This window comes from Peribacillus sp. NPDC006672 (assembly GCF_050274955.1).
Lineage (GTDB): Bacteria > Bacillota > Bacilli > Bacillales > DSM-1321 > Peribacillus.
Genome location: NZ_JBNNOR010000004.1, coordinates 13,257 through 30,841, shown reverse-complemented (window position 1 = coordinate 30,841; position 17,585 = coordinate 13,257). Strand labels below are relative to the sequence as shown.

The 17,585-nt window shown below is 39.6% G+C and carries 17 protein-coding genes; 14 read left to right on the top strand and 3 right to left on the bottom strand.

The window, feature by feature from the left end; all coding sequences use genetic code 11:
• Positions 1 to 111 precede the first annotated feature (111 nt).
• Positions 112 to 2,115, bottom strand: coding sequence for a YhgE/Pip family protein (locus tag ACQKKK_RS07800; RefSeq protein WP_427615357.1), 2,004 nt, complete (start codon positions 2,113 to 2,115; stop codon positions 112 to 114).
• Between the two features lie 122 nt (positions 2,116 to 2,237).
• Between ACQKKK_RS07800 and ACQKKK_RS07795 the strand changes: the two genes are divergently transcribed.
• Both ACQKKK_RS07795 and ACQKKK_RS07790 read left to right on the top strand, forming a co-directional pair.
• Positions 2,238 to 3,140 (top strand): LysR family transcriptional regulator, encoded by a 903-nt coding sequence (locus ACQKKK_RS07795; protein ID WP_427615356.1) that lies wholly within the window; start codon positions 2,238 to 2,240, stop codon positions 3,138 to 3,140.
• A gap of 218 nt (positions 3,141 to 3,358) precedes the next feature.
• Positions 3,359 to 4,048, top strand: coding sequence for an alpha/beta fold hydrolase (locus tag ACQKKK_RS07790; RefSeq protein ID WP_427615355.1), 690 nt, complete (start codon positions 3,359 to 3,361; stop codon positions 4,046 to 4,048).
• A gap of 93 nt (positions 4,049 to 4,141) precedes the next feature.
• On the opposite strand, the gene ACQKKK_RS07785 is transcribed toward ACQKKK_RS07790, so the two are convergent.
• Positions 4,142 to 4,765 (bottom strand): TetR/AcrR family transcriptional regulator, encoded by a 624-nt coding sequence (locus ACQKKK_RS07785; RefSeq protein ID WP_427615354.1) that lies wholly within the window; start codon positions 4,763 to 4,765, stop codon positions 4,142 to 4,144.
• A gap of 190 nt (positions 4,766 to 4,955) precedes the next feature.
• On the opposite strand from ACQKKK_RS07785, the gene ACQKKK_RS07780 reads away from it, so the two are divergent.
• The 4 genes from ACQKKK_RS07780 to ACQKKK_RS07765 all read left to right on the top strand — a co-directional run bounded on the left by ACQKKK_RS07780 (position 4,956) and on the right by ACQKKK_RS07765 (position 7,413).
• On the top strand, positions 4,956 to 5,714 hold the full coding sequence (locus ACQKKK_RS07780; RefSeq protein ID WP_427615353.1) for an SDR family oxidoreductase: 759 nt from the start codon (positions 4,956 to 4,958) through the stop codon (positions 5,712 to 5,714).
• 242 nt (positions 5,715 to 5,956) lie between these two features.
• Complete coding sequence (locus tag ACQKKK_RS07775) at positions 5,957 to 6,409, top strand: N-acetyltransferase family protein (protein WP_427615352.1); 453 nt, start codon at positions 5,957 to 5,959, stop codon at positions 6,407 to 6,409.
• A 149-nt stretch (positions 6,410 to 6,558) separates the two neighbouring features.
• Entirely contained in the window at positions 6,559 to 6,870 is a 312-nt protein-coding gene (locus ACQKKK_RS07770; RefSeq protein WP_427615351.1) for a hypothetical protein, read from the top strand.
• A gap of 63 nt (positions 6,871 to 6,933) precedes the next feature.
• Positions 6,934 to 7,413, top strand: a complete 480-nt coding sequence (locus tag ACQKKK_RS07765; protein WP_427615350.1) for a VOC family protein — start codon at positions 6,934 to 6,936, stop codon at positions 7,411 to 7,413.
• Between the two features lie 155 nt (positions 7,414 to 7,568).
• Here the strand turns inward: ACQKKK_RS07765 and ACQKKK_RS07760 are convergent, their stop codons facing one another.
• Complete coding sequence (locus tag ACQKKK_RS07760) at positions 7,569 to 9,575, bottom strand: serine hydrolase (RefSeq protein WP_427615349.1); 2,007 nt, start codon at positions 9,573 to 9,575, stop codon at positions 7,569 to 7,571.
• 609 nt (positions 9,576 to 10,184) lie between these two features.
• Here ACQKKK_RS07760 and ACQKKK_RS07755 point away from each other — a divergent pair.
• The 8 genes from ACQKKK_RS07755 to ACQKKK_RS07720 all read left to right on the top strand — a co-directional run bounded on the left by ACQKKK_RS07755 (position 10,185) and on the right by ACQKKK_RS07720 (position 17,344).
• Positions 10,185 to 10,634: an ASCH domain-containing protein gene (locus ACQKKK_RS07755; RefSeq protein WP_427615348.1), complete on the top strand. Its 450-nt coding sequence runs from the start codon at positions 10,185 to 10,187 to the stop codon at positions 10,632 to 10,634.
• A gap of 102 nt (positions 10,635 to 10,736) precedes the next feature.
• Positions 10,737 to 11,435, top strand: coding sequence for a polysaccharide deacetylase family protein (locus ACQKKK_RS07750; protein WP_427615347.1), 699 nt, complete (start codon positions 10,737 to 10,739; stop codon positions 11,433 to 11,435).
• A 185-nt stretch (positions 11,436 to 11,620) separates the two neighbouring features.
• Positions 11,621 to 11,806 carry a hypothetical protein gene (locus ACQKKK_RS07745; protein WP_427615345.1) on the top strand — a complete coding sequence of 62 codons (186 nt, stop codon included), beginning with the start codon at positions 11,621 to 11,623 and terminating at the stop codon, positions 11,804 to 11,806.
• Positions 11,807 to 11,983: 177 nt separating this feature from the next.
• The gene (locus tag ACQKKK_RS07740; RefSeq protein ID WP_427615344.1) at positions 11,984 to 15,019 is read left to right on the top strand and encodes an efflux RND transporter permease subunit; all 3,036 of its coding nucleotides are present in this window, start codon (positions 11,984 to 11,986) and stop codon (positions 15,017 to 15,019) included.
• Positions 15,020 to 15,304: 285 nt separating this feature from the next.
• Entirely contained in the window at positions 15,305 to 15,955 is a 651-nt protein-coding gene (locus ACQKKK_RS07735; RefSeq protein ID WP_427615343.1) for a DsbA family oxidoreductase, read from the top strand.
• 69 nt (positions 15,956 to 16,024) lie between these two features.
• On the top strand, positions 16,025 to 16,627 hold the full coding sequence (locus tag ACQKKK_RS07730; protein WP_427615342.1) for a nitroreductase family protein: 603 nt from the start codon (positions 16,025 to 16,027) through the stop codon (positions 16,625 to 16,627).
• 407 nt (positions 16,628 to 17,034) lie between these two features.
• A complete protein-coding gene (locus ACQKKK_RS07725; protein WP_427615341.1) occupies positions 17,035 to 17,220 on the top strand; it encodes a Fur-regulated basic protein FbpA in 186 nt (61 codons plus the stop codon).
• Positions 17,195 to 17,344 carry an FbpB family small basic protein gene (locus ACQKKK_RS07720; RefSeq protein ID WP_427615340.1) on the top strand — a complete coding sequence of 50 codons (150 nt, stop codon included), beginning with the start codon at positions 17,195 to 17,197 and terminating at the stop codon, positions 17,342 to 17,344. The genes ACQKKK_RS07725 and ACQKKK_RS07720 overlap by 26 nt, the downstream gene beginning before the upstream one ends.
• Positions 17,345 to 17,585: the final 241 nt, after the last annotated feature.

The window sequence follows — 17,585 nt, the reverse complement described above, 5'->3', positions numbered from 1 at the left end:
TTTTACCGATATTCAGTGATTTCACTTCATATTGCTGTTCGAGAACCCCCAATTCTTCCAGCTGGACTTACAAAGAAGCAAAGCGCCATTAGAATGGCACTTTGCTTTAAATCAAGAAGTCACTTCTTCTGAAGTTACCTTTGCATGCTGGAGATGACTGGCTATCCAGCCAATGATTGCTGCAGTAATTAGGTAGGTAAGTAAGATCCATATCTGCATCCACAAGTTTTCCCAGCCTCCTAATGAGATGACCTCTTGCAGCTCTTTTAGTGAGTGGGCCATAGGTAAAAATGAACCGATTTTCATTAATAATGGCATTCCGAGTTCGCCTGGGAATGTTCCGCCGCAAGTAGCCAACTGGAACACGAGAAGGGTCACTGCTGCGAATTTGCCAACAACCCCGAATACGGTCACCAACATAAGGATGAACGTCATGAAGGTGAATGAAACGATGATACTTGACAGAATGAATACTGGGACACTGGCAACATGTAAATGGAATCCAAAAAGGACGACTGCATCCACAAGAAGTGCCTGAATCATGCCGATTACATATACCAGCCCTAATTTATTCATGAAATGAACCGTTCCGGTAACCTTTAGATTCTGCCTGCGGCCAAGCGGCAAAATATTGGAAGCCATGATGCCACCTACATAAAAGGCCAGTGACAGAAAATAAGGGGCAATCCCGGTCCCATAGTTAGGAACTTCCGATAGATTGGATTGAACCAATTGTACGGGTTCAGAGAACATCGAAGTGGTCGAATCTCCGTACTGAAGACTGGCTGTTTTATCGGCGGCTTCATTAAGCTTGGAGGATAATTTTTTTGAACCCGATTCCAGTGAAGCCAGCCCGTCTTGAAGTTCCGTCGAACCGCTGGCTAGGCGACTGCTGCCACCGGCTAGTGAATCGATTCCGTTATTTAAAGTGGAAAAACCATTTATCCACTTAGAGAATCCATTCGAGATTTCTTCAGATCCCTCGTTTAATTGCTTAGCACCAGAGGTAGCTTGTACCATCTTATCACCAAAGGTTTTCATCCCGGTTTGAATGGTATCTTGTCCATCCGCCACTTTAGCAGCACCTTCGTCAAGTTGTTTTTGTCCAGCATTTAAAGTGGTGGCTGCATTGGATAATCCTTCTGATAGGGCCAGGATTTGCTTGAAGTCTTGATCCTTTATTGCATCAGGATGACTTTTGGTATAGGCATCCAATTGCTTCTTTAGAGAATTCGCCGTATCAGCTGCCTCTTCTTGCCCTTGCATCAATTTTTCATTTCCGGCTGACCAGTTCTTAACCCCTTGATTTACTTCATTCATACCATTTTCCAAAGATTGATGTCCTTCCGATAGCTGCTTCATGCCTGAATACAGATTGCGGGAACCTGATGTTAATCCTTCAGCACCATCGGCTAAGGTTTCTTGTCCATCCAAGAGCTTTGTGCTCCCTGTTTTCAGATTCTGGGCGCCATCATTCAAGTCCTGAATGCCATCGGACAATTTCTCAGTGCCGCTTTTCGCATCCGCCATTCCTTGATGAAGCTCTTCCGCTCCATCCCCGGCATCCGCCAAGCCTTTAGAAACATCATGGAATTTCGAAAGGATGCCTTCAGAATAGACTTTCGTAATGCTTGCGTTGATCTTTGTAGTCATCTTTTCAACAGCAGTTGTGCTGATCTGTGAGGCAACGAAGTTTTTACCTGGATTGACAGTATACAAAAGTTTAGCCGTTTCCGGTTTATCATCCATTAAAGTCGTGACATTTTCCGAAAAATCATCCGGAATCGTGACAACCATATAATAGGAGCCTTCTTTAAGACCCGTTTTAGCCTCCTTTGCTGATACAAAGTGAAAGTCCAATTCTTTCTGCTTTTTCAATTGTTCAACGAAATCATCTCCAGCCTCGACTGGCTTATCGTCCATTTCCGAACCATTATCGAGATTGACCACTGCTACAGGGAGCTGATCCAACTGTCCATATGGGTTCCAATATCCTGCCAAGAAGAAACCAGAGTAAATCAATGGAACGATCAAAAGGAAAATCAAGGCGATTCTCCCGTGTTTATGTTTCCACATTGCTTTTATATCTTGAAGTACGAGTTGTAAACCTTTCATTATTGATCCTGCCCTTTCTAACAAAATGAGATTATTTCATCATAATGGCTTTTTTAGATACTGTATAATACATAAAAGATTATGTAATAATAGATTTAAATCTATGTGAAAAGAGTGGGGAAATGGAAATATTACAGCTGCAGTACTTTCAAACCGTAGCACGGCTGGAACATATGACGAAGGCTGCGGAACAACTTCAGATTGCTCAGCCGTCGCTCAGTAAAACCATATCCCGGCTTGAAGAGGATTTGGGAGTCCCGCTATTCGATAGGGAACACCGGAAAATCAGGCTCAATGCAGCCGGACGAATATTCTTGAACAGGGTCGAACGGGCTTTTGCGGAACTGAATGAAGGAAGGCGCGAAATAGTGGAATTAACAGATCAAGACCAAAAGAACATCACCTTGGCCGTTACCATTCCTAGGGTCTTGCCTGATTTATTGGGTACATTTTTATCTAAATACCCGGATGTACGTTTTCAACAATTCCTAAAATCCATATCATCCATGAAACAGCTTCTAATTGAAGGGGAAATCGATTATTGCATATCATCCGTTCCGATAGAAGGCCCCGACCTAAAGTGGGAACCGCTGATCACGGAAGAAATATATCTGATCGTGCCTCCCAATCACCGGCTGGCTGGCAGGGAAAGCATTCAACTTCAGGAAGTGAAAGATGAACCATTCATCAGTATGAACACAGGCTTCGGATTCCGCAGCCTAACCGACCAATTTTGCCTCGAAGCTGGATTTGTCCAGCACATCGCCTTCGAAGGTGATGAACCTGCTGTCATCTCGGACCTTGTCAGGAAAGGATTGGGCATCGCCTTCGTATCCGAATTGACATGGCTCCACCAAACCGGATCATTATCCCATAAAATCAGGATAACCGAACCTGCCTGTCAAAGAACCATTGGACTCGGCTGGTCAGAAAAACGCTACTTCACCCCAGCAGCCAAGCAATTTCGTTTATTTGTCATGGATTACTTCTCCGCCGTCAACTCCGCTAGGCTGAAGGACGAGTGATGGGTTAAAGGCCAAATAATCGGGTTAAGCCCGGAATTAATGGGTTCTATATTCGATTGGATTGAAGAAATGGTCTTTGATAATAAAAATGTCACGTTAATTTTAAGTTGAGTCATATGATAGCTTCCATAAAAAGTATAATTTGATGTGAGCGTACATAAAATTTCAGGAGGTTATATAGATGAGTTTGTGAATCCTATCCTAGGAGATGAATGGAGATGGAAATACGGGTTAATCAAATTGAATTGAATGGACTCACTTTTCAATATCGGGAAAGTGGGGAACCTTCTGCACCACCGCTTGTTGCCCTTCATGCGCTGGGAAAAAGTGCAGATTCATGGGATCAGGCGGCTGCCGTATTAGGGGGAAATTATCGCGTATTAGCTTTAGATCAACGGGGCCACGGTGGGAGTGCAAGAACTAATACATACAGTTTTGAATTGATGCGCAATGATTTGCTTCATTTTGCGAATGCTATGAATTTGAGAAGGTTTTCGCTAATAGGGCATTCCATGGGGGGAACAGTTTCCTATCTTTTCTCGCAAGCTTTTCCATCGAGGATAGAAAGGTTGGTTGTCGAAGACACTCCTCCTCCTTTTTCGGATAGACCAATCGATGTTCCTTCCAAGCCTTCTGGCCCTCTATCGTTTGATTGGCAGGTTGTGCCTTCGATTCTAAGGCAACTGAATGAACCCAATCCCGAATGGTGGGCGCGTCTTACGGACATTATCATGCCAACTCTTGTTGTAGGCGGTGGGTCGAGTCATATTCCCCAAAACAAATTGCTGGAAGTTTCCGAGCTTATTCCTAATTGCAAATTGGTGACGATAGAGGATGCTGGGCATTTTGTGCATGAAGATAATTTACCAGCGTTCTTAGCTGCCGTGAAGAGTTTTCTTATTTCATGAACTGCCAAAATACTTATTAAATAAATAGGCGCTAATGATTAAAGTGCATCCAAATAGCATTTTTGAGGGAGGGTTGCCGATGCAGCCCTCTTATTACTGCCTGGCATCTTTAAATGTATGGTTTATTTTATAAACGGCGTTTACTGGTTTGTTACAGATGATTTCCAGTAATTGTTCAGCCATATAGTCAGCGCTATACTTGAATCCAGTGTTGACCCATTCGATGATCATGCCTAAAATCGCATATGCTTGGTAGCTGGAGGCAAGCTCTGTATTGATCTTCGGGTTTGGCCGATAATCTTCCAGGTCCTCTAAAGGGAGTTTCTTTAATTCATTACAAATTCTATCAAGAAGTTTAGGCCATGCATTCGACTTTAGAATCAGGGTATAAATGTTTGCATAGTTAGCTACATGTTCAAATATTTTGATTACTGAAGCCGTAAGTTCATTAATGGTGAAAGTATCGACATTTTTATAAGGTTCCCTGTAAGATATGATCAAATCGGCAATGACATCCTCCATGACTTCTTCAAGCAGTTCCTCTTTGTACTGATAGTGTTTATAAAATGTACCTCGATTAACGTCGGCGAGTTCTACTATTTCAGTAATCGATATGTCCCTAAAATCCTTATTTTGCATTATTGTTATGAGAGACTCTTTTAAAGCCTTTTTGGATTTCCTGATCCTTCTATCAATCCCAGTGTTATTATTAGACATTTTCTTCACCCTTTGTTCGTTATTGTACTTTTGATGAACGAAAATGACCTTTTATGTTCATTGTTCAACATCAAGGTAAGCATTTGCTGATTGTATAAGCTTACTGAAACTAATTATACTATAAGGGAAGATGGTAAATGAACATCTGTACAATAAGTATCACTTCACTAGAATGAATGGGGGAGTTTAAATGAAATTACAAGACAAGGTTGCAGTAGTGACAGGCGCAGCGTCAGGTATGGGGAAACAAATTGCTATAGATTATGCTAGAGAAGGGGCTAAAGTCGTCGTATCGGATTTAAATCTTGATGGTGCGAACGCAACGGTAGAAGAAATAAAAGAGAATGGCGGAATGGCCTTTGCCATTAAAACGAACGTATCGATGGAGGAAGACATTCAACATTTGATCGATACAACGGTTAGTACGTATGGTACGGTGGATATTTTGGTGAATAATGCGGGTATCATGGATGGCATGGAACCTGCCGGGGATATTGAGGATTCTGGATGGGATCGGATTTTTGCAATTAACACGACAAGCGTCATGCGTTCGACTAGAAAGGTTTTACCAATCTTTTTAGAAAAACAAAATGGAGTCATCATCAATATTGCTTCTGCTGGCGGTTTATATGGTGCCCGAGCTGGCGCAGCATACACTGCCTCTAAACATGCGGTGGTTGGGTTCACGAAAAACACGGGCTTCATGTATGCAGAAAAAGGCATTCGCTGTAATGCAATAGCACCAGGTGGAGTTGAAACCAATATTGGTTCCAGCATGACGAATATCAATAAGTTTGGCGCCTCTCGCCAACAACTGGGTATGGCGACCAATCCGCGCAATGGCAAACCTGAAGAAATTGCTAAAGTGGCATTGTTCCTTGCTTCTGACGATTCAAGCTTTTTAAATGGTACTGTCATCACCGCAGATGCTGGTTGGAGTGCATATTAAGCCGGATTGGGCATTATTTAATCCACCTAATAATGATTTTCTGGACGGACTTCCTTATAAAAGAGGAAGTTCGTCCTTTTTTTGCGGTCCAAATTTTACTGGTTGATAGTAAGGACTGGAAAATATTTTGGAAGGAAAAGAGGAACGTAGGATGATTAGCAGAAGTATTAGATGAAACTGAATTACTTTTTTTCATCATGATGAAAAAAGGTGATGCTAAAGTATTTATCAGGAGGGATAGTATGGTCACATTCAGGAATGCGAATATAAAAGACTTAAGTGAAATAGTACAGATGCTTGCGGATGATGTATTGGGGAGGGAAAGGGAGCGCTATGAAAATCCCCTTCCTGAAAGCTATCGAAAAGCATTTGAGTCCATTGATTCCGATGAGAATAATGAATTGATCGTAGCATGTCTTGGTGAGGAAATCGTTGGGGTGCAGCAAATCACATTCACTCCTTATATTACCTATCAAGGAGGTTGGAGAGCTACGATAGAAGGGGTTCGGACGGCATCTTCAGAGCGGGGGAAAGGAATAGGAAGCAAGTTGATCCTATATGCGATTGAGCGTGCAAAGGAGCGGGGGTGCCATATCATTCAGCTAACGACAGATAAAAAGCGGGAAGAAACGCTGCATTTTTATGAACGTTTAGGATTCAAAGCTACTCATGAAGGTATGAAAATGAAGCTTTAATTCAACGTTTTTAATCCTGCCACCGGGAAGGTTGCTGCGGCAACCTTTTTTGTGCATAACTACCGATTGGCATTATATGTTAAAATTATTTGTGAGAAAATTTTTATCGAAAAAAACTATTTAAATTACAATCAAGAAAGGGTGGATTGATGGAAAACGAAGTATTTATTGAGAAGAGGTACGATGTAATTAGTTTTATTTCATTCATTATTGGAATTATCTGCTTTTTTATGGTTTTTGTTCCACCTATTAGAGTTGCAAATATCGGGAGCCTGGCTGATGATTATATAACATTTTTCCTTACGATTACCGGTATCGTCCTTTCGATCATAGGTATTTTGAAGAAAACGGAGAAAAGAGTGATTCCCATTATTTCTTTGGTTTTTTCTTCGTCTTTCTTTATATTTTGGGTTATCATCATCACTTTGTTATTAACGGGTGAAATTGAATTTGCCCCGTAGAACAATAGGATAAAGGGATTGAATCAGGATGGTTTCGATCTGACGAAAAAAGAGGTGTATTGAATGATAAGAGGTTTATATGAAGCACATTTACCGGTTCGTGATTTGAATCGTTCCATTGAATTTTATGAAGGGCTTGGTTTGCAGCTGGATCATAAGGTTGAAGACAACCTGGCTTTTCTATGGATTGAAAAGGATAAAAGTTGGTTGGGGATTTGGGAAACGGAAAAAGTGGAGGTTGAGTATCATCCTTCCATAAGGCATATAGCTTTTGAAGTATCATTGGAAGATTTAAAGAGCTCAGTCGTATGGCTTGAAGATAGAGGCTATTCGCCAAGAGAGGCTTTTGGATTTGAACCAATTGAGCCTTTCGTCATGCCTCACGGGGAATATGCGCACGCTAAAATTCACTTTAATGATCCAGACGGCAACAGTTTGGAGTTTATTAGTAAACTGGAAAATCCTAAAAAAATCATGAAACGTATGTATTTAAGTGAATGGGAACAAATGAATACAGAAGTGAAAAAAGCGATTGATAGATGAATTGACGGTTGTGAAAGCTACATGTTTTTCTTGTTAATGTTAAGGTAAATCAAAAGCCATGCTTACCTATTTGATATTCATGGCTTTTGGCAGATTACTTAATTGAGAGTCCATACATGACTTAATGCTGGCAGTTTTTCTGTTGGGGCATTTGGTTACTTGATTTTGAGGGGCAGTGTATAGTAACCAAATGCCTTATCAAGCAATGCACTAGCTTCTTGACGAAGTAAAGGCTGTTTTGACCGGAAATCTATAGACCCGTCTGCATTGGGTTTAATATCGGGATCAATAATTCCTTGTGAGACAAGCGCTTGGGTAGCTTCGATCGCCCACTTATCGGTTTTTCCAGTTATTTTGACCTTTGGAGCGGGTTGGATTTGCTTTAGATTTTGAATCATGACTGCTGCTGTTTGTCTTGTAATGACAGTATTGCGGTTAAAATTAGGAATTCCGGAAACCATTTTCGCTTTATTCTTCTCAGTATCATCGGGAAAACCAAACCAACCATGTGCACGAAGAAGTAAATCTGCAAACTCTCCCTGTGTCATGATACCTTCCGGATGGAAGCGGTTGTCTGGTTGAGTCTTGAATATGTCAAATGCATACAGATTGTCAATGTGTGTCTCATACAAACTGTCATGCGGTACATCTGAGAAAGGTTTCTTTGTAGGCATTTTTTGTGCATCGGCAATAAAATCCAAACCTGTTGAACTCGTGTAATAGAAGTATTTAATTCGATTCTGATGATCTTTCTTGACCGCTAATTTATTTCCAGCTTCATCTTCAAACAACAGGGGATGAACCATCTTCAAGGTGTGCTTGCCTGAGGGCCCTGCCTCCATCAACAAGCTGCCGTTCTTATAGGTCAACCTGTATTTTAAGAAATGGAAGCGGGTGTTCTGGTATAATCCAACATATTTAGCGGCTTCTTTACTGCTTAAAGGCGTGTAAGTGGATTTCTTTGGCTTCTTTTTTTCTGGGAAATAGTGATCCATAAACTCTTCAAATACTTCTATACTCATCATGGAATCATTGTTATACGACATGTAAAAGGCGGTATTGCTCTTCGGCAATAATACAATTAACGATTGATGTCCAGGCATGCTTCCGCCTTTTAGAATGACATGGTGACCATTCATTAAATCGTTGAAGTATCCTTCGAATCCTCCGACAGTTGTCATGGGTAGAGTCTTATCTGCAAACACCTGATAGGATTGCATTTGCTCTAACGATTTTTCACTGATAATTTTCAGCCCATTGAATTTACCTTGCTGCTGAAACATGGTTAAATACTTAGCCATATCCTCTCCCGTAGAAAGAATGCTGCCCTGTGGCCCATCTGTCGGTGCATGACCGGAAGTTGGATGAGGCGTGCCTTTATCATCATAGTGTACGGCCATCCTATCCAGTAGTTCAGGAGTGAAACGGGTACTTGTCGAGCTCATGTCCAAGGGCTTGAATATATTCTTTTCCATATATTGATCGAATCTAAGGCCGCTTACGTTTTCTATCGCATAGCCAGCCAATAAAAATGCAAAATTATCATAGGTATACGATTCTCCAGGTGTTCGAACTACAGTCGGCATATGCTCTTTAAGAAACTCTTTCATCGGAATTTCCTGGTTTATATAGTCAGGTGAGGTATACGTAGTAATGTCAGGCAGATTTACACCACTTGTATAGGTAAGCAAATTAAACATGGTCAGTGGAGTTCCTGTTTTATTAGGTACTTTCAAGCCATCTAAATATTCATGAATATCATGGTTCAGATCAATCGCGCCTTTATCAGCAAGCTGCATCGCTGCCAAGCCTGTAAAGGTCTTTGAAACGGAAGCGATTTGAAAGACGGTATCTTTATCTACAGGTATTTTCTTATCCTTATCAGCATAACCATAGCCTTTATTTAACAGGACCTTCCCATCTTTGACCACTACAAAATTGGAGCCATTCACATTGTACTTCCCCATCTTATCGACAAGCACCGAATTCATGAACGATTCTACTTCTTTAGCATCTTGGGGGCCGTTCGTACTTATCTTTTTTGCTGGTTTTTGAGATTCTACTGATTCGGTTGGGACATTGTTAATTGCAGTGCAAGCGGTAAAACTGGTGGCAGATAATAATAGACAGGCAAGCCCTAAATTACGTGTTTTCGTTTTCATGTTTTTTTCTCCCTTATAAATCGATTTAATTGACTTAGTCTTCTCCCATTCCTGATTGACCTTAAGGCTGCATCATGAATGGATCTAACCGAATATCGCAAATCGCTTGTCATATACACAAGTTACCTTTTGTCACTCTTTTATCAAAAGTTGTTACAACATTAGTAATAACGGCTAAGTAATGTAACATGTTTTTTAGGGGGATTTTTGTTTTGATCCAGTTACTCCAAGCGTTTTGAAGTGTCATATGACATTATGAATCTGGTGAATCCGATATTAGGCGATTTAGAATGGGGACTTAGTTGAGAACATGAAGAGGCGAATCATGCGTGACTTGCAAAATTGCTTCTTTTTATTTCTTTCGTTTCTTACAGGGCTTTTATTAATTTTGTTTTTGTGATTTGGTTAGTTTTTCATTTGCATTAATTGGTATGTCCAGTATGATTGTAACCAAACGAAGATATATACGGATATCTCGATTGAAGCATATGGAGAGAAATAAGAATGGAGGGCCGACTATGGGCACATGATCATTTCTGCATTTCTCTTAAAAGCAGCGGTTCAGCCTTTAAATAGGAAAAGTCCAAAACAGAATGGGGAGATCATAGAATGAATGTTAAAGCGGAATTATATTGGAATGAATTTTGGCAGGGGAAAGGTGAAGAAAAACCTCAGTCAGTCAGTGCGTGGCAATTCGGGGCTGATCCCGATCATTTGGCTCAATTAGTGATGGATGGGCTAAAAACGGCTACTTGCTCCGGTTATGTTTTTTATGAAGAGGAAAATGAACCATTACCAACCGTGGGTGATTACAGCATTATTTTAAGTAGTGAGGATGAGCCATTAGCCATCATCCAAACAGTGAAAGTCGAAGTATTGCCAATGAATGAAGTGAGTGAAGAGTTTGCGATTGCAGAAGGGGAAGGCGATGGAACTTATACATACTGGTGGGATGCACATGAAAAATGGTTGAAAGAAGAATTGGCCAAAATTGGCCACACTTTTAAAGAAGATATGCTGCTTGTGTGTGAGCGTCTTGAATTGATACATGTAAAGTGAATGTAGACGGTTCGTTCGGGAGAGCATAATAAAGTTTTCGTTCAGTGATTTGCTATAATAGGTCATTGGATTAAAAAACTTTTAGAAAGATAGGTCATAGTCATGAAAAAGAAACTGAGATTCATTGGAGTGGGAATCCTGGTTGTTTTTCTCCTTTTACTGGGTACGTATAAATTGATGAATTCGAGAACATATCAGGTATTCGGAGGATTAACCGATAAGGTCGAGACGGATGAAAAAGTGGTCGCTTTGACTTTTGATGATGGTCCATCGAAGAATGTAAATCAGATCCTGCCGTTATTGGATAAATACGATGTAAAAGCTACATTCTTCCTGATTGGTAACGAAATCGAAAAGTACCCAGAGGAAGCTGGAAAAATAGCGGAAGCAGGACATCAGATTGGGAATCACACGTATTCCCACAGGCGAATGGTTTTTAAATCGCCCTCCTATATCAAAGCGGAAATCGAGAAAACGGATAAATTAATTCAAAACTCCGGATATAAGGGTGAAATTGACGTTCGGCCACCTAATGGGAAAAAGATCGTTGGCTTGCCATATTACTTAAATAAAAATGATAGAGAGACCATTACCTGGAATCTGGAACCAGATAGCTATTACACTTCCGCTTCTGATAAAGTGAAGTATGTGAAGGAAAATATAAAACCAGGTTCGATCATCCTGATGCATCCGATGTATGATGATACGGGTAAAGAACTTCAAGCGATTGAAGGGATATTACAAGAGTTAACGAACGAAGGGTATACGTTTTTAACGGTCAATGAACTACAAGAGTTGTAGATTCATTTTTACAGTTTCGAGAAAAAGGGTTGCTGCGGCAACCCTTTTTTATTTTCTCGCTAGCAAAAGGTATTTAACGAAATACTGAATAGTACAAAAGGTTGGCGGCATATTGTTTCTTAATGGAATGATGTTGTGGTGCATGCTTTCGTGTAAATAAAGCTTTAAAAATGGGGCTGGTTACGTTGTATCGGAATAAAAATACCGCTCTGATCATTATTTTAGGGATCCTGTTACTCCTATTCCTTGTTGTGATGGCTTTCCGCGATATCACTGTATACTTCGTGTATAGTTCAGGCATCGGACCTTTATTATTTATCGGTCTTATCATATTGGCGATCATTATGCTTTTTTTAAAAGGTTACAAGTAATAAAGTTTTGATAATTGAGGTTGCTGCGGCAGCCCTTTTTATGTGGAGCGAAAGGCCTTGCTATACCTTGTAAATTCTAGGTAAAAAGTTATAATTTTCATACACTTCGATTAGTAGTATATGGTAATATTAAATTGGAATTATTTTCTTTAATTTACAATCAAAGGAGAGGTGTAAGTGGAGTTTTTTACTAAGTGGTCGTTTAAGAACAAGGCTGCCGTTTCGTTGGTAACCATATTTATTTTGTTGATAGGTGTTGTTAGTTATTTTAAATTGCCTATGGAATTTTTACCATCTGCTGATAATCCACAAGTTACGATTATCACGATGGGACAGGGCACTGATTCGAAAACAATGGAAACACAAGTTACAGATCCGATTGAAAGAGCAGTTACAGGAATAAAAGGAAAGAGTTCAGTATACTCCACCACTGGAGATGGGTTTTCAAAAGTAGATCTATTCTTTGAATCCGGATCGGATATGAAAAAAGCAAAACTTGATGTTAAAGAGGCTTTAGACAATGTAGCATTGCCGCAAAGCATGGCAAAACCGACTGTTACACAGCTAAATACATCAATGATTCCCATTTCATTTATAGCTGTTACTTTTAAGGACGGGTTAACAGCTGAAAATATAGACTTGACGAAGAAGGAATTAGAGCCTCTGTATAAAGATATTAAAGGAGTTTCGGACGTACAGACATTTGGAATTTCCCAATCTGTTCTTTCAGTCAAAGTGGATAATGAACAATTGGCTAAAAAGAAAGTTTCGATCCAAGATGTCATGAGCGTCCTTAACGGTCAGAATACAGCCCTAGCCGTAGGCGAAAAAGTGATCGATGGGAAGGCTAGTAACATTAAGGTTATCGGGGATTTAACAAGTATTGAAAAATTAAAAGCGTTAAAGGTCACTCCAAATGTCACACTTGGAGAGATAGCGAAAGTTGATGAAGCGAAGGATGGTAATCTCGTCAGTCGTTTCAATGGAAAAGAAAGCATTGATATTAGCATTATCAAGGACAGCCAATCAAATGCTGTCACAATCAGTAAAGAGGTTGAAAAAACAGCAAAAAAAATCAATGAAAAGTATAGTGACCAGAAATCGACCATCTATTTATCTACAGCTGATATGGTGGAGACTTCTGTTCAGACGATGGTAAAAGAGGTGCTGCTTGGTGCGCTATTCGCCACCATTGTGATCATGGTCTTTTTACGAAATGTACGGTCTACATTTATTACAATCGTATCCATACCGCTATCTCTCGCCTTTACGTTATTCTTGTTGTCATTGTCGGGAGTAACGCTGAATATTTTAACGCTAGGCGGTGTCGCTGTAGCCATTGGGCGCTTAGTGGACGATAGTATTGTTGTTATTGAAAATATTTTCCGGAAAATGCAGCAGGAGAAGATTTCCACCCAATTGGTGATGGAGGCAATAAAAGAGGTAGGGGTGGCGATTACAGCTTCAACCCTTACTACTGTAGCCGTTTTCTTGCCTGTAGCATTATTGAACGGAGGCCTTCAAGAGTTTCTGCTTCCTTTCGCTTTAACGGTCACTTATTCATTGCTGGCTTCATTAATTGTCGCATTAACGGTCGTTCCGTTAATGAGTGCGGGATTGCTGAAAAGGGCGAAGTTGCCAAAACATCGACCAGCTAAGCGTTTTACGAAGCTTGTTACTTGGTCATTAAACCATAAATGGGTTGTCCTGATTGTTGCATTGCTGTTGTTTGTCGGTTCCATTGGTACATATTTTTCCATGCCAAAAGGAGCGATTGATAATTCCTCAGCTGACTATGTCTCAGCGACGTTGACTTATCCAAATGATCAGCCATTTGATGAAGTAAAAGAAAAGGCGATAGAACTCGAAGAAAAAATGCAGGATTTGAGTGATGTGGATAATGTGTTCATGCAATTAGGAAACTCTGCCGAAAGTGCTCAATACGGCTCAGTCACATCACCTACAGAAGCTACATTCAGTATCTTAGTGAAGGATAAAGCAAACATAGATACCATCTTGGAGGAAATCGAAAAGCAAAAAGAAAACTATCCTGGTGCGAAGCTTACGTCCACCGCTTCTTCATTTATGATGGGGGGGTCACAGACGAACATCACGATAGATGTTATTGGCAACAATGCGAAAGATTTGGAGCTGATAGCTAATAAGATCAAAGGAAATATTCAAGATATTAAAGGGATCGAAGAAGTTACAACGAACCAGGACGAAAAGAAAACCATTTATTCATTCAAGGTGGATCCTGCTAAAGGCAACACAGAACAAATAGGTCAACAACTTGGTATCATGCTCAATAAAACCCCAATCGGCAATATCACGTTGGATGATAAGCAGACACCTGTAGTCCTTGAACCAATCTTAGATCCTAAAAAACCAAAGGATTTAAAGAATATACCTATTTTGACAGATGGCGGTTTAGTCCCGGTGTCAAAAGTTGCTTCTTTAAAGAGCGAAGAGAGTGCCACAACACAGTTCCATAAAGATGGAGAAACGTATCTCCAATTAACGGCAACGGTCGATCCTGCCAAACTTTCTGATATTGCAAGGAAAATAAATCTTGAGATATTTGGAGACAAGGAGACCAAGGGACTTGATATTCCGAAAGATGTAGACATTTATGTTGGAGGAGCCAGTGCTCAGCAAACAGATGATTTTTCTGATTTGTTCCTTACGATGTTAATATCTATAGGCATCGTCTTTCTAATCATGGTTTTAACATTTAAATCAATTAGAGCACCGATCGCCATTTTATTTTCATTGCCGTTCGCTGCGATCGGAGCAGTGTTAGGATTGGTAATCAGTCGTATTCCAGTGGATATTACAGCACTATTGGGTGCGCTCATGTTAATTGGAATCGTAGTGACAAACGCTATTGTGCTTCTCGATCGAGTCAAGCAAAACGAAGAAAAAATGATAATCCGAGATGCGATCGTTGAAGCGACAGCTACGAGATTCCGTCCGATCATTATGACGGCTGTAGCAACCATTTGCGCCATGCTGCCTCTTTTATATAAAAAAGCGGAAACAGGAAGTCTTGTTTCACAAAGCTTAGCCATCGTTGTCATTGGCGGGTTAGCTGTATCAACACTGCTCACACTCATCGTCATTCCATGTATATACGAATTGCTATACTTTAAAAAGTCGAAAAAACAGAGGAAGAAAAAGAGAGAACCCGTTAACGAACACATTGAAATGTAAGGGTGCTTATAAAAAAGTTTGTAGAGAAAGAATTCTTCCTCTACAAACTTTTTTTTGCATTTCGATTTAAAGCTTTTTTAAAATAATGCTTGACTTATATACAACCTGTAACTAAAATGATTACAGCAGGGTGGAACACATAACAGTACAATCGCAAGCAGCAATCGATTACGTACTGCTAAATCCAATGCATTCTATATTCAGAGAAAGCATATTTTTTTACTCTCTATTGTAACTGATTTGGTTACAAATGGGGGCTAATGATAAAAAGTGAGGGAATATCATATGACAGTGAAAATTAAAGCGTATTCTGATTTTATATGTCCATTTTGTTTTTTGGGCAAAGGTCCTTTAGATGAAATCGTGAAGGAAAAAGATGTAGAAGTGGAGTGGATGCCATTTGAACTGCGTCCTAGTCCATATTCGAAAATTGATCCATGGAAAGAACCTGATAAGTTGAGTTCATGGGATTCTTATATTCTTCCTGTTGCGAAAAAGCTAGGGATTGATATGCGTTTACCGCGTGTTTCTCCGCATCCATATACACATTTGGCGTTCGAAGGGTGCCAGTTTGCAAAGGAGCATGGAAAAGGGAATGAGTTCCATGACAGAGTTTTTACAGCATTTTTTCAAGAGGAACAAAATATTGAAGATATTGAAGTATTGACAAAATTAGCAGGTGAAGTTGAACTATCCGAGGATGCTTTTAGAGAAGCGTTAGTGTCACGTAAGTATCGTGAAGTGCATCAAGACGCACTAAAACATGCCTATGAAGAAGCGGATATTAGGGCTGTTCCAACATTTATCATTGGTGATGAAGTGATCCAAGGACTCGCTAGCAAAGAAAGGTTAGCGCAAGTCATAGAGAAGGAAGCAGCAAAAAATAAACTGAATGAATTTGATGGCTTGCAATGCGATAGTAAGGGGAATTGCTAATAACGTTCTGAGCTATTAAATACAAATCAATCTATCATATTAAATTAAACATAATTTGGAGGAATCAAAATGTCAGCAACTACAACAAATTTAAAAGAAGCAATCATCAATCGCCGTTCAATCCGTAAGGTGAAAAAGAACGAAAATATTACGAAAGAAAGAATGAATGAAGTTTTAAAAACCGCTTTACATGCACCAACTTCATTTAACATGCAAAGTGGACGAGTGGTGGTAGTGATGGATGACGAACATGAAAAGTTTTGGGATATCGTAAAAGAAACACTTCGTTCGCGCGTTCCAGAAGAGAGCTTTGCGGCAACTGTCGAACGATTACAAGGATTCCGTGATGGAGTGGGCACCATCCTACTCTTTGAAAATCAAGAAACGATAAAGCAAATGCAAGAAAAAGCACCATCATATAAAGAACAGTTCCCATATTGGTCCCATCAAGGCAGTGCTATGTTGCAGTATGCAATATGGATGACTTTATCAGTGGAAGGCATTGGGGCATCAATACAACACTATAATCCGATCATTGATGAAGAAGTGAAGAAAACTTGGGATATTCCAGGGGAATGGTCATTGATAGCTCAAATGCCATTTGGTGAGCCCAATGAACAACCAGGAGAAAAGACGTTCCTGCCATTTGAAGATATTGTGAAATTTTATTAATACTAAGATTTAAGATATTCATAAAGAACCTGGAAAAGCAGTTCAAGATCGTACATGTTTGCGATACAGACATACAAAAAGCCTGTTTACTCTTAATGAGTAAAAACGGGCTTTTTTTTTTGAAAATATCCGTTCCTGATATTCATCCTGCATATAAGAGGTATATAATTGACATTGAGAATCATTTTCATTTATAGTGAATTAGGTAATAGCAATGTGGATTTGATGTATTTATCGAGTATTGAAAAAGCACCTACATACGAACAATTAAGGAAATGTGAAAACTTTTAGAGAGCATGCCCTTATATGGGGAAGCAATAGGAAGAAGTGGAGATTGTTCATGTGTGATCGGATGCTAGGTAACCCCAAATACCAAAAGTCAGCATTTTTGTTAAGGAGGGTCCTTGATGATTACCCAATTAAGTGCAAAGGGAGAAGCAAAAAAAGAGGAACTTATACAAGAACTTCTGAAATTCGGGATTTTTAAAAAATATAATAAACAACTATACGAGCTTCCGATTTTTGTATTGCAGAAAGAATTCAATAACTTGAGAGGAGAATCAAAAAATGTCCAGGAGAAAAAAATCTTATGATGAACTGCTAAAAGAAAACCGCGAACTTCTGTTGCATGACAAAATTCAAGTGGAACGCATTTATACAAAAATCGATCAAAAAGCTACCGATGAAAAAAAGGGAAGTAAGCAAGTACATTCATGATTGCCTAAAAATGAAGAAAACCGAAATGCATTTTTTTGATTTCGGTTTTTTTTATGAGGGCAATCGGTAACTTGATACAAAAAAACCAATTTATTAAAACTGTTTTGTGTGTAATTCGTATATACTAATAAGGAATTTGTTACCATATAGTGAATGGCAAAACGATAGAAAACTAAAGTATCTTAAAGAGGGAAGTCGATCAGCATTAAAAGTTGGTACAGAAATGAGTTTGTTTTTTATC

What these genes read in the sequence shown, in the direction of transcription:
- ACQKKK_RS07800 (WP_427615357.1), bottom strand. Translation starts at nt 2,115, where the DNA reads ATGAAAGGTTTACAACTCGTACTTCAAGATATAAAAGCAATGTGGAAA.
- ACQKKK_RS07795 (WP_427615356.1), top strand. Translation starts at nt 2,238, where the DNA reads ATGGAAATATTACAGCTGCAGTACTTTCAAACCGTAGCACGGCTGGAA.
- ACQKKK_RS07790 (WP_427615355.1), top strand. Translation starts at nt 3,359, where the DNA reads ATGGAAATACGGGTTAATCAAATTGAATTGAATGGACTCACTTTTCAA.
- ACQKKK_RS07785 (WP_427615354.1), bottom strand. Translation starts at nt 4,765, where the DNA reads ATGTCTAATAATAACACTGGGATTGATAGAAGGATCAGGAAATCCAAA.
- ACQKKK_RS07780 (WP_427615353.1), top strand. Translation starts at nt 4,956, where the DNA reads ATGAAATTACAAGACAAGGTTGCAGTAGTGACAGGCGCAGCGTCAGGT.
- ACQKKK_RS07775 (WP_427615352.1), top strand. Translation starts at nt 5,957, where the DNA reads ATGGTCACATTCAGGAATGCGAATATAAAAGACTTAAGTGAAATAGTA.
- ACQKKK_RS07770 (WP_427615351.1), top strand. Translation starts at nt 6,559, where the DNA reads ATGGAAAACGAAGTATTTATTGAGAAGAGGTACGATGTAATTAGTTTT.
- ACQKKK_RS07765 (WP_427615350.1), top strand. Translation starts at nt 6,934, where the DNA reads ATGATAAGAGGTTTATATGAAGCACATTTACCGGTTCGTGATTTGAAT.
- ACQKKK_RS07760 (WP_427615349.1), bottom strand. Translation starts at nt 9,575, where the DNA reads ATGAAAACGAAAACACGTAATTTAGGGCTTGCCTGTCTATTATTATCT.
- ACQKKK_RS07755 (WP_427615348.1), top strand. Translation starts at nt 10,185, where the DNA reads ATGAATGTTAAAGCGGAATTATATTGGAATGAATTTTGGCAGGGGAAA.
- ACQKKK_RS07750 (WP_427615347.1), top strand. Translation starts at nt 10,737, where the DNA reads ATGAAAAAGAAACTGAGATTCATTGGAGTGGGAATCCTGGTTGTTTTT.
- ACQKKK_RS07735 (WP_427615343.1), top strand. Translation starts at nt 15,305, where the DNA reads ATGACAGTGAAAATTAAAGCGTATTCTGATTTTATATGTCCATTTTGT.
- ACQKKK_RS07730 (WP_427615342.1), top strand. Translation starts at nt 16,025, where the DNA reads ATGTCAGCAACTACAACAAATTTAAAAGAAGCAATCATCAATCGCCGT.
- ACQKKK_RS07725 (WP_427615341.1), top strand. Translation starts at nt 17,035, where the DNA reads ATGATTACCCAATTAAGTGCAAAGGGAGAAGCAAAAAAAGAGGAACTT.
- ACQKKK_RS07720 (WP_427615340.1), top strand. Translation starts at nt 17,195, where the DNA reads ATGTCCAGGAGAAAAAAATCTTATGATGAACTGCTAAAAGAAAACCGC.